Genomic DNA, 13,970 nt, shown 5'->3' with positions numbered 1-13,970 from the left:
AAGGGAACAATTAGGGAGAAACTATGAGTAAACAAGACTTAATCCTGTTGTATGGTGGACGTAGTGCAGAACGTGAAGTATCTGTTCTTTCAGCTGAAAGTGTGATGCGCGCGATTGATTACCAAGCATTTTCGGTTCAAACCTATTTTATTACGCAGTCAGGAGATTTCATCCAGACGCAAGCTTTTGAAGAGAAGCCAGCAGATGGTGAGAAATTGATGACCAACGAGACAGTAGACTGGTCTAAAAAAGTGGCACCATCAGCGATCTACAAGGAAGGAGCAGTTGTCTTTCCAGTTCTTCATGGACCGATGGGAGAAGATGGTTCTATTCAAGGATTCTTGGAAGTTTTGAAAATGCCTTATGTCGGCTGTGGCATCTTGGCTTCCAGTGTGGCAATGGACAAGATCACAACCAAACGAGTTTTGGAATCTGCAGGGATTCCACAAGTTCCTTATGTAGCTGTAGTGGAAGGTGATGACCTAGATGAGAAAATTGCTACAATTGAAGCCACTCTCTCTTATCCCGTCTTTACCAAACCATCCAATATGGGATCTAGTGTAGGAATTTCAAAATCTGAAAACCAAACAGAACTTCGGGCCGCTCTCGCATTAGCTTTTAAATACGACAGTCGTATCTTAGTAGAACAAGGGGTCAATGCGCGTGAGATCGAAGTCGGCCTCCTTGGCAACTATGATGTGAAGAGTACCTTACCAGGTGAAGTTGTGAAAGATGTGGCCTTCTATGATTACGATGCCAAATACATTGACAATAAAATTACCATGGCCATTCCAGCCCAATTGGACCCTGAGGTTGTGAACACCATGCGGACCAACGCAGAAAAAGCTTTCCGTGCGATCGGTGGACTTGGCTTGGCGCGTTGTGATTTCTTCTATACGGATAAAGGAGAAATCTTCCTAAACGAACTCAATACCATGCCTGGATTTACCCAATGGTCTATGTATCCTTTGCTTTGGGACAATATGGGACTCAACTATACAGATTTGATCACCAAGTTAGTAGAGCTTGGAAAAGAAGTCTTCCAAAAACACGAAGCGCATTTGTTGTAAGAAAAGAGAGAGTGGGACAGAAATCGGTAATTCGTTAGAATTCGATTTCGTCGTCCCACCTCCGCACAGTTGAGTAGGGCATCTTTGAAACTTGAAAAGCGAACAACTACTTAGGAAACTTGCTTAGCAAGTCCTATCTACCACCTCAAAGCAGTGCTTTGAGCACTCAACCACTGCGTCTTGCTCGACAATCCAAAAACAATCAAGAGGCTAGGACTTCTGTCCCAGCCACTTTTTTTGTGGTCTAGAATATGGTATAATGAGAAGAATTTGATAGGAGCGTCCAAATCTTAGAGGACGTTACGGAGAACTGAGGAGTCGGATATGAATCTCACATTACATGAAGTTGCTCATCTAGTACATGCAAAAAATGATATCAGCCAATTTGAAGATGTGGCCCTCGTCAAGCCGGAATTTGACAGCCGATTGATTGGGCCTGGAGACCTGTTTGTTCCTTTAAAGGGAGCGCGTGATGGTCATGACTTTATTGAGACTGCTTTTGAAAATGGAGCCGTAGCCACTTTTTCAGAGAAAGTGGTAGAAGGCCACCCTTATATTTTGGTGGAAGATGTGCTGAGCGCTTTTCAAACACTTGCTGCAGCCTATCTTCAAAAGACAAAAGTAGATGTTTTTGCAGTGACGGGGTCAAATGGTAAAACCACCACAAAAGATATGTTGGCACAGCTTTTGTCCACCACCTACCTGACCTATAAAACACAAGGAAACTATAATAACGAAATTGGTCTTCCTTATACGGTTTTGCATATGCCAGAAGGGACGGACAAACTGGTCCTTGAAATGGGGCAAGACCATCTAGGAGATATCCATCTCTTGTCAGAACTGGCGCATCCAAAAGCTGCTATTGTCACCTTGATTGGGGAAGCCCATTTGGAATTCTTCAAAGATCGAAGTGAGATCGCAAAAGGAAAACTCCAGATTGCGGACGGGATGCCAGAAGGTGGCCTTCTGGTAGTTCCAGCTGATCCGATCGTCAATGCCTACCTCCCTGAAAATCAAACAGTCGTTCGCTTTGGGCCAGACGAGGAGATTTTTATTACTGAGTTAATTGAGCGAAAGGATAGCTTAACTTTCCGAGCGAATTTCTTAGAAGAAGCTATCGATCTTCCGGTAACAGGAAAATACAATGCGACCAATGCTATGATCGCAGCTTATGTTGCTTTGAAAGAAGGAGTGAGTGAGGCTGCGATTCGTGATAGTTTTGAAACCTTGCAATTAACGCGCAACCGGACAGAATGGAAGAAGGCCAGTAACGGAGCGGATATCCTATCCGATGTCTACAATGCCAATCCAACGGCTATGCGCCTAATCTTAGAAACTTTCTCGACTATTCCTGCTAATCCAAATGGTCGAAAATTAGCTGTCCTGGCAGATATGAAAGAACTAGGGGAGCAATCCATTGATCTGCACAACCAAATGATCCTCAGCCTGTCGCCTGATGTCTTGGATACGGTGATTTTCTACGGTCAAGACATTGCGGGCTTGGCTCAATTAGCGAGCCAGATGTTCCCACTCGGACATGTCTATTATTTCAAAAAGACCGCTGAGGAAGACCAGTTTGAGGACTTGGTCAAACAAGTCAAGGAAAGCTTAAAAGAGCAGGACCAAATCCTCATCAAGGGAAGCAATTCCATGAATCTAGCCAAATTGGTAGAGGAATTGGAGAATGGCGAGTAATAATGTACTGAAGAACATTCAGCGCTTGATTTCAATCACTAATACAGGCTTAGCCTTCTCAAAAGATCCATTTGATCAAGAGCGCTACCAGGATATTCGTGAAATTTTACAGGATCTTGTGAGAGAAACGACTGATCTGAATTCACAAGAATTATCGGATTTGTTTCGACCGACAAACTATTATGACACCCCCTTAATTGATGTTAGGGCTTGGATTGTCAAAGATAGAAAACTTTGTCTGGTGAAAGGTCAGGGAGAAGAGACCTGGGCTTTGCCGGGTGGTTTTGGTGAGGTTGGCTATTCTCCTAAAGAAAATATTTTAAAGGAAATCCAAGAAGAAACGGGCTATGTAGCACGTGTCAATCGCTTGTTGGCAGTATTTGATACCAATCGCTACCAATTGCAAAGCCGCCAATATGTGAAATTGGTATTTGAATGTGAATTGCTGGCTGGAAGTTTTCAACAGAATCAGGAAATTTCCGATCTTGCATTTTTTGAGAGAGAGAAGATGCCTGCTCTTTCTACCAAGCGCAATACAGAAGAACAATTGAATTTCCTTTGGGAGGTTTATGATGGGAAACGAGATTTGTATTGTGATTAAAAACGATCTATAAATTAAAGGGATATAAAAATGACACTTTGGGATTTATTGTTTACGAACCAAAAATCAGCCCCGCCTGAGTTTGGACTCAGGTACTTTTTCCTACCAGTTTCCTTGTTGGTGGTTGGCTACTTTTCTATCAAATATGCGCAGTCAAAAAGCTACCAGCGCTTTTGGTACTGGGCACAATTGATTCAAGTTTTGACCATCAATGCTTGGTATATTCTAGCCCACATGCCTTTGACAGATAATTTGCCTTTTTATCATTGTCGCTTGGCCATGCTTGCGATCCTCTTTGCTCCGAGAGGAACCTATATCAAGCAATATTTTGCCTTGTTGGGAGTTCTAGGATCCATTGCGGCCTTGGTTTATCCAGCCTTTGACCCCTTCCCATTCCCCCATATTACCGTGCTCAATCTGATTTTTAGTCACTGGGCCTTGTTTGCCAATAGTTTGATTTACCTGCAAGATTTTTATCAGTCGGAAAAACAAGACAGCTTACGAATTGTTAAGATCACTTTTGGAATGAATGCAGTCATCTTTTTGGTCAACCTTTTGACCAGTGGAGATTACGGCTTCTTAAAGCGTCCACCAATCATTGGAGACCACGGTGCTCTTTTGAACTACCTCTTGGTCAGCATCGTGATGGTGGCCGGTATTTGCTTGGTCAATCAACGCTATAAATACAAATACAAGATGGTCGAAGAGAATATCGTTTCGCGTTCAGAATAAAAAGAGCAGATAAGGGAAAGAAATCATGACACTTTGGGACTTATTTTTCACCAGTCAACCAACGGCCCCTCCTCAATTGGGGGTCTGGTATTTCTTATTGCCGACTTCATTGGTGGTAGTGGGAGTTCTGTCCATTCGATTTGCTCATTCTAAAGGCTATCAAAACTTTTGGTATTGGGGGCAGTTGATCCAGTTGCTCATTATCAACTCTTGGTATCTAGCTGCTCGCTTGCCTCTTTCAGAGAGTCTTCCCTTCTATCATAGTCGGATGGCCATGTGGATCATTCTTTTGGCTCCCAAGGGCAGCTTCAAACAATATTTTGCCCTCGTGGGAGTCTTTGGCTCCATTATGGCCTTGGTTCATCCTGTTTTTTATCCCTACCCTTTTCCTCACGTATCTTCGATCAACAATGTCTTTGGTCACTGGGCTCTCTTGGCCAACTGTTTGATCTATCTGGTTCAATCCTACCAGGTGGAAGAAGGGGCTGTTTGGAAAATCTGTCAGATGACTGTTGGGATCAATGCCATTATTCAGCTTGCGAATCTCGCAACAGGTGGAAACTACGGCTTTATGCGTCGGCCTCCTGTCATAGGTGACCATGGCCTTGTGTTCAACTATTTGATCGTGACAGTTCTCATGACGGGGACACTGATTTTCATCAATACGATCGTTCAGTACAGTAAGAAAAGAAGAATACCTGAATCTGTTTAAACTAAGGAGATTTTATGCATCATTTTTTCACTACAGAATCAACAGCACCACCAGCAATTTCAGTAACTTGGTATAGTGTGATGGTCTTGTTCGTTGTGACAGCGATTATGATGTCACTTCGCTATTATCAGAATGAGCAATTTCGCAAATGTTTTCAATACTTACAGGGCTTCCAGTTAATTTGCTTGTATCTTTGGTATTTTGCCTACCACATTCCATGGTCCAATAGCTTACCTTTTTACCATTGCCGCTTGGCCATGTTTGCGGTCTTGTTTTTACCAGACCGATGGAAAAGCAAACAGTTCTTTGCCTTGATGGGAGTGAGTGGAGCCATCTTTGCTTTGGGCTATCCAGTCTTTGATCCCTACACTTTCCCTCATATTACGAGTTTTTCTTTCCTCCTCGGACATTACTGTCTCCTCATCAATTCCTTGATTTATCTTTTGAGATGGTATGATCGAAACCAATTAAAAAATAGTCAGATTGTTCTCTATACCTTTGCCTTAGATTTATTCCTGGTTGGAGTCAATCAATTGACGGGAGGAAATTACGGCTTGATGGCCCGCCCTCCGATTATGAGAGGGGATAAGGTGTGGCTCAACTATCTGGTTGTATCCAGTATTTTAGCCCTTGCTTTATTACTCTTTAATCAGTTCTTCAGTCGCAGAAGTGAGCGAGTGAAAGTGAGAAAATAAATATGATTGAATTAGACTAGAATCTACGGATTTTAGTCTTTCTTTTTGCTCTCAAAGAAGAATCATCGTTGAAAAAAGTGCCTATTTTCGCTATAATAGAAAAGATAGAGAAATTGAGGAGAGATCCGATGTAAAGATGAATTTGTAAATTTATCAGAAAATAAAAAGAGAAAGAATTAGGAATATGAACGTACAAGAAGAAATTAAAAAACGCCGTACCTTTGCCATTATCTCCCACCCGGATGCTGGTAAAACGACGATTACAGAGCAGTTGCTCTACTTTGGAGGAGAGATTCGGGAAGCCGGTACCGTCAAAGGGAAGAAAACAGGAAACTTTGCTAAATCTGACTGGATGGATATCGAGAAGCAACGTGGGATTTCGGTAACCTCATCTGTTATGCAGTTCGACTATGATGGCAAACGGGTTAATATCCTTGATACCCCAGGGCACGAAGACTTTTCAGAAGATACTTATCGGACCTTGATGGCGGTGGACGCTGCCGTCATGGTGGTGGACTCTGCCAAAGGGATTGAGGCCCAAACCAAGAAATTGTTTGAGGTTGTGAAACACCGTGGCATTCCCGTCTTTACCTTTATGAATAAGCTGGACCGTGACGGTCGTGAGCCACTGGACCTCTTACAAGAATTGGAAGAAGTCTTGGGCATCGCGAGTTACCCAATGAACTGGCCGATCGGGATGGGGAAAGCCTTTGAGGGGCTTTACGACCTCTATAATCAACGCTTAGAACTCTACAAAGGGGATGAACGCTTTGCGAGTCTAGAAGATGGAGACAAGCTCTTTGCCAACAATCCTTTCTACGAGCAGGTGAAAGATGACATCGAACTCTTGCAAGAAGCTGGAAATGAATTCTCAGAAGAAGCCATCCTTGCGGGTGAATTAACACCAGTCTTCTTCGGATCCGCTTTGACCAACTTTGGGGTACAGACTTTCTTGGAGACTTTCCTCAAGTTTGCTCCAGAACCACACGGCCACAAGAAGACCGATGGAGAAATGGTCGATCCTTATGACAAGGATTTCTCAGGATTTGTCTTTAAAATCCAAGCTAATATGGACCCTCGTCACCGTGACCGGATTGCCTTTGTGCGGATCGTATCTGGTGAATTTGAGCGTGGGATGAGTGTCAACCTGCCTCGTACTGGTAAGGGAGCGAAACTCTCTAATGTCACTCAATTTATGGCCGAAAGCCGTGAGAATGTCAGCAATGCTGTAGCAGGAGACATCATCGGGGTTTACGATACCGGGACTTATCAGGTTGGAGATACTTTGACAGTGGGCAAAAACAAGTTTGAATTTGAACCCCTGCCAACCTTTACGCCTGAAATCTTCATGAAGGTGTCTGCTAAGAACGTCATGAAGCAAAAATCCTTCCACAAAGGGATTGAGCAATTGGTGCAAGAAGGAGCTATTCAGCTCTATACCAACTACCAAACAGGTGAATACATGCTTGGTGCCGTTGGTCAACTTCAGTTTGAAGTCTTTAAGCACCGGATGGAAAATGAATACAATGCCGAAGTGGTCATGAGCCCAATGGGTAAAAAGACCGTTCGCTGGATCAAACCAGAAGACTTAGATGAGCGCATGTCTTCAAGCCGAAACATCTTGGCGAAGGACCGCTTTGACCAGCCAGTCTTCCTCTTTGAAAACGACTTTGCCCTCCGCTGGTTTGCGGACAAGTATCCAGACGTTGAGTTGGAAGAAAAGATGGGATAAGGAACGTTTTCAAAACTGATCCATAACAATAGAAATAAGAAAACGGAAGCTTATCTGTTTTCGCTTTTAAAGGAGAAATGATGGGATTACTAAGTGGTTTGATGGGCAATGCCTCTCAAAAGAATGTTGATAAAGTAGAAAGAGATCTGGAAGATATCTTGGTGCCGGGAGAGCAAGTCACACTTGCTTTTAGCTTGATTCGTGATTTAATCGTCTTTACAGAGTTTCGTTTGATCTTGGTTGATAAGCAAGGAGTAACAGGAAAGAAAACTTCCTACAAATCCCTTCCTTATCGCTCCATCTCTCGATTTTCAGTAGAAACTTCCGGTCATTTTGATTTGGATGCTGAATTAAAAATCTGGGTCTCTTCAGCAGTGGAACCTTCAGAAGTTTTACAATTCAAGAGTGACAACAGTGTCATTGAAATCCAGCAAGCATTAGCCAGTGCGGTCTTTAAATAAAAAATCATGTTGATAGAGAACAGTTGAGAAAGGAGACGGAATGTTTATCGATAAACAATTGGGTCAAGATCGGAAATGGATCAATATCGACTCGGATTTGATTGCTGAAAATTCATATCTTTATAAAAAATACGATATTGACAAAGAAACCATTGAGTACGCGATGGATAAGAACGAACGTGCCCATATGGATTACAATCGAGAAAACGGAACGATCACCTTTATCTACAATGTATTGGATTTAGAAAAGGACAAGGAATACTACGAAACCATCCCCATGACCTTTATCGTTCAAGATACGCGACTCGTGACCATCAGTAACCAGGACAATGCCTATATCATTGAACAAATGGTTCGTTATTTGGAAAGCCATGAGGAGCTGTCGATCTATAAGTTGCTTTTTGCAGGTCTTGAAATGATCAGTAATGCTTATTATCCGATTATTGATCGCTTAGATAAGCACAAAGATGAACTCAATCGTTTGCTTCGAAAGACAACGACGACAAAGAATCTTTATGCCCTGTCTGACCTTGAGACCGGTATGGTGTATCTGGTCGCGGCAGCCAAGCAAAATCGGATGTTGCTAGAACATATCAAAGCACATGTCATTTATCGCAGGATGAATGATGTTGAAAAAGAGCAGTTTGATGATGCCATGATCGAAGCGCGTCAGTTGGTTTCAATGACCGAGTTGATTTCCAATGTCTTACAGCAGTTGTCTGGATCATACAACAATATCCTAAACAACAACTTGAATGACAACTTGACAACCCTAACCATCTTTGAAGCCTTGTTGGCGGTCTTAGCCGTTATCACCGGTTTCTTTGGAATGAATATCCCTCTTCCGATGACAGAGGATCCCAATGCTTGGATCTATGTATCCCTATGTAGCTTTATATTATGGCTCATTTTGGCAAAGGTCATGCGGTGGATTGTGAAAAAAAGATAAAAAAAAGAGGCTTGGAGAAATCCGAGCCTCTTCGTATCTAGAATAATCTGAGAAATAGGAACCATCTAGACACCTGCCCTCCTCTCCAAAGAAGGGGCAGTGTGAATAGTTCATCGACTGTACAAAATCTTCTTGGAAATAGTAGGAGTAGATTTAATAGTACTGAGTGGTTCTAAATAAATCAGAACTTAGAATAAATCGTTGAATCAGATAAAATGATCCTATTTCTTTATACAGAAATATTTTAGATACTAACTGTATTATACATATTTATTTGTAAAAACGCAAGATAAGAGTTACCAAAAAATAAAAGTTTTCCGATTTTTTTATACTCCAATGATGAAGTATATGAAATGGTCGCAAGAAGAAAACCAGTCCTGGCTAGATTTAGGGGCGTTTTTATAATCTTAAGCTATCTAAGATTTTTTCCTAAAAAATAAAATTAGTCTCCTGTGACTATCATTTGCCTCTTCATTATGTTATACTAGATAAGTTGCAAACTTGTATGAGAGAAATGGTGGGGAGACTGAACAGATGGAAGGCTTCTGTTCGAAAGAAGACTCCCGCAAATAGGATCATGTTGCCTATTTGTTTGAAAAAACGATTCTAGTCAACAACATCCGTTAGGACGCAAAACATTTTTCTCTAAAGAAAATGTAGTCTTAAACAGACGGACTAGTTTTTCTTTAGATGAGTCTTGCGACAGGTAACCGGGAAGATGACTTCCTATGCAATCAGTGCGTATTCGCATTGAAAGAAGTTTGATAAAGTGGCTTCGCACCACTTTTTAGAAAGAAGAAAGAATTGAAATTCAATGAATTTAACTTATCTGCTGAATTATTAGCAGAAATCGAAAAAGCTGGCTTTGTAGAAGCAAGCCCGATCCAAGAACAAACCATTCCTTTGGCTCTTGAAGGAAAAGATGTCATCGGTCAAGCGCAAACAGGGACTGGTAAAACAGCTGCTTTCGGTCTTCCAACGTTGGAGAAGATTGATGTCGATAACACAGTGATCCAAGCCCTTGTCATTGCACCAACGCGTGAATTGGCCGTTCAAAGTCAGGAAGAACTCTTCCGCTTTGGACGCAGTAAGGGTGTTAAAGTTCGCTCTGTCTATGGTGGATCAAGCATTGAAAAGCAAATTAAAGCTTTGAAGTCAGGTGCTCACATCGTTGTGGGAACACCTGGACGCTTGCTAGATTTGATCAAGCGCAAGGCCTTGAAACTCGATCATATTGAAACCTTGATCTTGGATGAAGCAGATGAAATGCTCAACATGGGCTTCTTGGAAGATATCGAAGCCATCATTAGCCGTGTTCCAGAAACACGCCAAACCTTGCTCTTTTCAGCAACGATGCCAGAAGCGATCAAGCGTATCGGTGTTCAGTTTATGAAAGAGCCAGAACACGTTAAGATTGCGGCCAAAGAATTGACCACCGATTTGGTCGATCAATACTATATTCGTGTCAAAGAAGGCGAAAAGTTTGATACCATGACTCGATTGATGGATGTCGAGCAGCCTGAACTTGCCATCGTCTTTGGTCGGACAAAACGTCGGGTCGATGAATTGACGCGTGGCTTGAAAATCCGTGGTTTCCGAGCAGAAGGGATTCACGGAGATTTGGATCAAAACAAACGTCTTCGTGTCCTTCGTGATTTCAAAAATGGGAACTTGGACGTCTTGGTGGCAACGGACGTTGCGGCACGTGGGTTGGACATTTCAGGTGTGACCCATGTCTACAACTACGATATTCCACAAGATCCAGAAAGCTATGTTCACCGGATCGGACGGACAGGTCGTGCTGGGAAAACAGGGCAATCCATTACCTTTGTTTCGCCAAATGAAATGGGCTATTTGCAAATCATTGAGAACTTGACCAAAAAGCGGATGAAGGGAATGAAACCTGCAACAGCAGAAGAAGCCTTCCAAGCGAAAAAACAAGTAGCGCTGAAGAAAATTGAGCGAGACTTTGAGGATGAAAAAATCCGGACTAACTTTGAGAAGTTTGGTAAAGATGCTCGCAAATTGGCTGCAGAATTCACTCCTGAAGAATTGGCTATGTATATCTTGAGCTTGACAGTTCAAGATCCAGATAGTCTTCCAGAAGTTGAAATTGCGCGTGAAAAACCATTGCCATTTAAACCATCCGGTGGTGGCTTTGGTGGGAAAGGCAAAGGGGGCCGTGGAAATGGCCGTCGTGGAGACCAACGCCGTGACCGAAATCGCAGAGATGACCGTGAAGGTGGACGCCGTGATTTCAAACGCAAGTCCAATAAAAATAGCCGAGACTTTGAAGGCAAAGGCAACAAACGTCCTCATCGTACTTCCAATGAAAAGAAAAATGGATTTGTTATCCGCAACAAAGGGGATAAATAAGCCCTAAGAACGGTCTAGCAATAGGCCGTTTTTTTAATGAAAATCAAAAATACAAGGGTTAACCAGCTGTTAACCCTTGTATATTTATAAGGAGACCTAAATGATAACTGACTCTTTTAGAAAAATGTATCATGATAAGGAGCATCCAAAAAAGTCAGACAACAGAAAGAATGAATTCCTAAAACGGAATATTTCTGTTAACATATTAAGTCTACAATTATTTCTAAGCTTTGTCAAGAATTTTTTCTTATTTTTTTAAAAATTTTTGACTAGAAAAATAAAAATTGACAATCTCTTCTAAAAGGTTATAATGAATATAATAACTATACTAATTATTAAGAGGTGTCGCCCATGGTGATTGCATTAAAAAATGATGATCTAGAAGTACAATGTAAGACATTCGGAGGGGAATTGAGCTCTATTCGAAGTAAAGAAGGCATAGAATATCTCTGGCAAGGGGATCCAGAGTATTGGTCAGGACAAGCGCCCGTTCTGTTTCCGATTTGCGGGAGCGTTCGTAATGGCCAAGTGCAGTATCATCTAAAAGATGGAGTGAAGACAGGCCAGCTTCCAAGACACGGTCTTATTCGCAAGAGAGAGTTTGAACTCAAAGAACAGACAGACCATCGTCTTGTCTTTGAAATTACCTCTAACGACGAAAGCTTACAAAATTATCCCTACCATTTTCGAGTGGAAATCGCTTATGAATTGAAAGGGAAAGAAATTACCATCACCTATCGCGTGCAAAATCTTGAGTCAGATCAAGTCATGCCTTATTTTATTGGAGGGCATCCAGCCTTTCGTTGTCCCCTTTTAGCAGATGAAGACTATGAAGACTATGAGTTGATTTTTGAAAAAGAAGAAAGCTGTAGCGTTCCTCTCTTGTTCACAGAAACCGGCTTGGTTGATCGCCTGCAGCGGACACCATTTTTAGACCATAGTCGTAGCTTACCTTTACGCCATGAACTGTTTGAAAAAGATGCCATTATTTTAGATCAATTAGCCTCCAAATCTGTGCAGCTCCTCTCGAAAAAATCCGGTAAAGGTTTGGAATTTGCCTTTGCAGATTTTGAGAATCTCGTCCTTTGGTCTACCAATAACAAGGGTCCTTTCATTGCCTTGGAGCCTTGGACGGGTATTTCCACATCTGCAGAAGAGGGAGATTTCTTCGAAGATAAAAAAGGTGTGATCCAGTTGGCTCCTCAAGAAACACGGAGTCACCAGTACCGTATCACCATTTTGTAAATGAAAAACCGTTGGACTATAGAGTCCGACGGTTCTTTTTGATATAGTTTAGCTTTGCTTGACGCGATTTCTTTTTAAAGAGAGCCTCGGCAGACATAGCAGAGGGTTTATCTGGATAGGATTCTTGGTAAAGAAGTTTAACGGGGAGGCGAGCCCGTGTGTATTTGGCGCCTTTTCCAGCATTGTGCGTCTTCAGGCGTTTTTCGACATCCGTGGTGTAGCCAGTGTAGAGGGAGCCATCCGCGCACTCTAGGACATACATGTAAGCCTTAGTTTCCATAGTAGATCTCATGAATCTCGTCTGTATAGCTACCGTCTTCATTGTGGATAAAGAGGGGAGGCAGAATTTTTAAACCATCTAGTGAACCATCCTTGATCGCCTCAATCAACAACATATTCGCCTCTTTGGTCACTTTTGGATAGACAAACTGGATCCGCTTAGGTGCAAGATTGTAACGTTTCATGGTTTCGATGATATCCAAGAAGCGATCTGGACGATGAACCATTGCTAAGCGGCCATTTGATTTGAGAACCCGCTGGGCCACATGGCAAATCTCATCTAAATTGGTCGTAATTTCATGCCGAGCTAAGAGGTAGTGTTCACTCTCATTGAGATTGGAATGCTCATCCACCTTGAAATAAGGAGGATTGCAGAGGATAATATCCACCTTACTGCCCTTGATATGTTGAGGCAAATGCTTGAGGTCATCATTGATCATGGACATTTGCTGGTTCAAGCCATTGAGAGCAATGGAGCGGGTAGCCATATCCGCTAGACGTTCCTGAATTTCGACACCAATGATCTGGGCCTCTGTCCGAGTGCTTGCAAAGAGTCCCACAGCCCCATTTCCAGCGCAGAGATCTACGATCAAGCCTCGCTTGGGCAATTTTGGAAAGCGCGAGAGCAGGACGCTATCCACGGAGTAACTAAAGACTTCCCGATTTTGTATAATTTTCACATCACTTGAAAAGAGTTGATTGACGCGCTCGCCGTCTTTTAATTCGATATCTGTCATGGCTCTATTATAGCATGAAAAGAGGCTTGGGGAAAGATGATAATTTTTAATATATTAAAATGATATATTTTTGTAAAAACGCTTTCTTTTCTTGTTTAAATATGTTACTATATATTAAAAAAAGTGGGAGGTTTTGTAAATGAACAAAACGAAAAAATGGTTTGGCTTGGGGGTAACATTGCTTTCAGCAAGTATACTAGTAGCCTGTGGAAATTCTAGTAGTAAGTCTGATGATACTTCAAAAGAAGCTAAAACAGAGAAAAAGGCATCTACTGAGAAGAGTAGTGAAAAGAAATCAACCTATGCAATTGGTGATAAGATTGTTTTTGATAAACAAGCTGAGTACACTATTACAAATGTTGAATGGACTGATGAACGGAATGATTTTGATAAAACAAATCCCGATAAAGTATTAAAAGTGACCTATAATGTGAAAAATCTATCAGATAGTGATCTAGCAGTTGGGGTTGACATTGATCTATTTGTTGGTGGAAATAAAATGGAGACTTATCCTAATACAAATACAATGGGGTCAATTTCACCGGGTCGATCAATGGAAGGTGCTGTACAACATTTTGGTGTAAAAGGGGATGGCAAATTAGAACTGGAAATAAAACCATTTGCTGCATTTAATGAAAAACCTGCGATTGTTGCTTTTGATGCACCGTAAAAAAAGTTGAGAGTAA

At 41.8% G+C, this 13,970-nt stretch carries 14 protein-coding genes; 12 read left to right on the top strand and 2 right to left on the bottom strand.

All coding sequences use genetic code 11. The annotated features are described in order from the left end of the window. Window positions 1-23 precede the first annotated feature (23 nt). The 11 genes from SM123_RS07410 (at window position 24) to SM123_RS07360 (ending at window position 12,268) form a co-directional block, all read left to right on the top strand. Window positions 24-1,070: a D-alanine--D-alanine ligase gene (locus tag SM123_RS07410; protein ID WP_320909348.1), complete on the top strand. Its 1,047-nt coding sequence runs from the start codon at window positions 24-26 to the stop codon at window positions 1,068-1,070. A gap of 324 nt (window positions 1,071-1,394) precedes the next feature. After that, complete coding sequence (locus SM123_RS07405; protein WP_247923085.1) at window positions 1,395-2,765, top strand: UDP-N-acetylmuramoyl-tripeptide--D-alanyl-D-alanine ligase; 1,371 nt, start codon at window positions 1,395-1,397, stop codon at window positions 2,763-2,765. Continuing rightward, window positions 2,755-3,366 carry an NUDIX hydrolase gene (locus tag SM123_RS07400; protein WP_320909347.1) on the top strand — a complete coding sequence of 204 codons (612 nt, stop codon included), beginning with the start codon at window positions 2,755-2,757 and terminating at the stop codon, window positions 3,364-3,366. The genes SM123_RS07405 and SM123_RS07400 overlap by 11 nt, the downstream gene beginning before the upstream one ends. A gap of 30 nt (window positions 3,367-3,396) precedes the next feature. Next, complete coding sequence (locus SM123_RS07395) at window positions 3,397-4,098, top strand: YwaF family protein (RefSeq protein WP_320909346.1); 702 nt, start codon at window positions 3,397-3,399, stop codon at window positions 4,096-4,098. A gap of 25 nt (window positions 4,099-4,123) precedes the next feature. Further along, on the top strand, window positions 4,124-4,810 hold the full coding sequence (locus tag SM123_RS07390; RefSeq protein WP_320909345.1) for a YwaF family protein: 687 nt from the start codon (window positions 4,124-4,126) through the stop codon (window positions 4,808-4,810). Window positions 4,811-4,824: 14 nt separating this feature from the next. Further along, window positions 4,825-5,505 (top strand): YwaF family protein, encoded by a 681-nt coding sequence (locus tag SM123_RS07385; protein ID WP_070505817.1) that lies wholly within the window; start codon window positions 4,825-4,827, stop codon window positions 5,503-5,505. A 184-nt stretch (window positions 5,506-5,689) separates the two neighbouring features. Then, entirely contained in the window at window positions 5,690-7,237 is a 1,548-nt protein-coding gene (locus SM123_RS07380; protein ID WP_003012237.1) for a peptide chain release factor 3, read from the top strand. Window positions 7,238-7,317: 80 nt separating this feature from the next. Further along, entirely contained in the window at window positions 7,318-7,698 is a 381-nt protein-coding gene (locus SM123_RS07375) for a PH domain-containing protein (protein ID WP_003015210.1), read from the top strand. A gap of 40 nt (window positions 7,699-7,738) precedes the next feature. After that, window positions 7,739-8,647: a magnesium transporter CorA family protein gene (locus SM123_RS07370; RefSeq protein ID WP_070666301.1), complete on the top strand. Its 909-nt coding sequence runs from the start codon at window positions 7,739-7,741 to the stop codon at window positions 8,645-8,647. Window positions 8,648-9,451: 804 nt separating this feature from the next. Continuing rightward, window positions 9,452-11,023, top strand: coding sequence for a degradosome RNA helicase CshA (locus tag SM123_RS07365; protein ID WP_049486402.1), 1,572 nt, complete (start codon window positions 9,452-9,454; stop codon window positions 11,021-11,023). A gap of 351 nt (window positions 11,024-11,374) precedes the next feature. Then, window positions 11,375-12,268: an aldose 1-epimerase family protein gene (locus SM123_RS07360; protein WP_070505813.1), complete on the top strand. Its 894-nt coding sequence runs from the start codon at window positions 11,375-11,377 to the stop codon at window positions 12,266-12,268. 16 nt (window positions 12,269-12,284) lie between these two features. Here the strand turns inward: SM123_RS07360 and SM123_RS07355 are convergent, their stop codons facing one another. Then, on the bottom strand, window positions 12,285-12,548 hold the full coding sequence (locus tag SM123_RS07355) for a GIY-YIG nuclease family protein (protein WP_247923092.1): 264 nt from the start codon (window positions 12,546-12,548) through the stop codon (window positions 12,285-12,287). Next, a complete protein-coding gene (locus tag SM123_RS07350) occupies window positions 12,538-13,284 on the bottom strand; it encodes a tRNA1(Val) (adenine(37)-N6)-methyltransferase (RefSeq protein WP_320909344.1) in 747 nt (248 codons plus the stop codon). Before SM123_RS07350 ends, SM123_RS07355 begins: the two co-directional genes overlap by 11 nt. A gap of 139 nt (window positions 13,285-13,423) precedes the next feature. On the opposite strand from SM123_RS07350, the gene SM123_RS07345 reads away from it, so the two are divergent. After that, a complete protein-coding gene (locus SM123_RS07345) occupies window positions 13,424-13,954 on the top strand; it encodes a DUF4352 domain-containing protein (protein WP_021152864.1) in 531 nt (176 codons plus the stop codon). Window positions 13,955-13,970: the final 16 nt, after the last annotated feature.

Origin of the sequence: Streptococcus sp. S5 (genome assembly GCF_034134805.1) — a bacterium.
GTDB lineage: Bacteria > Bacillota > Bacilli > Lactobacillales > Streptococcaceae > Streptococcus > Streptococcus lingualis.
This window is presented reverse-complemented; position numbering and strand designations above follow the sequence as displayed.

Bases quoted from the DNA above. Each gene is read 5' to 3' on its own strand.
- SM123_RS07405 (WP_247923085.1), top strand. From the start codon at position 1,395: ATGAATCTCACATTACATGAAGTTGCTCATCTAGTACATGCAAAAAAT.
- SM123_RS07375 (WP_003015210.1), top strand. From the start codon at position 7,318: ATGGGATTACTAAGTGGTTTGATGGGCAATGCCTCTCAAAAGAATGTT.
- SM123_RS07395 (WP_320909346.1), top strand. From the start codon at position 3,397: ATGACACTTTGGGATTTATTGTTTACGAACCAAAAATCAGCCCCGCCT.
- SM123_RS07350 (WP_320909344.1), bottom strand. From the start codon at position 13,284: ATGACAGATATCGAATTAAAAGACGGCGAGCGCGTCAATCAACTCTTT.
- SM123_RS07385 (WP_070505817.1), top strand. From the start codon at position 4,825: ATGCATCATTTTTTCACTACAGAATCAACAGCACCACCAGCAATTTCA.
- SM123_RS07400 (WP_320909347.1), top strand. From the start codon at position 2,755: ATGGCGAGTAATAATGTACTGAAGAACATTCAGCGCTTGATTTCAATC.
- SM123_RS07360 (WP_070505813.1), top strand. From the start codon at position 11,375: ATGGTGATTGCATTAAAAAATGATGATCTAGAAGTACAATGTAAGACA.
- SM123_RS07410 (WP_320909348.1), top strand. From the start codon at position 24: ATGAGTAAACAAGACTTAATCCTGTTGTATGGTGGACGTAGTGCAGAA.
- SM123_RS07370 (WP_070666301.1), top strand. From the start codon at position 7,739: ATGTTTATCGATAAACAATTGGGTCAAGATCGGAAATGGATCAATATC.
- SM123_RS07390 (WP_320909345.1), top strand. From the start codon at position 4,124: ATGACACTTTGGGACTTATTTTTCACCAGTCAACCAACGGCCCCTCCT.
- SM123_RS07355 (WP_247923092.1), bottom strand. From the start codon at position 12,548: ATGGAAACTAAGGCTTACATGTATGTCCTAGAGTGCGCGGATGGCTCC.
- SM123_RS07380 (WP_003012237.1), top strand. From the start codon at position 5,690: ATGAACGTACAAGAAGAAATTAAAAAACGCCGTACCTTTGCCATTATC.
- SM123_RS07345 (WP_021152864.1), top strand. From the start codon at position 13,424: ATGAACAAAACGAAAAAATGGTTTGGCTTGGGGGTAACATTGCTTTCA.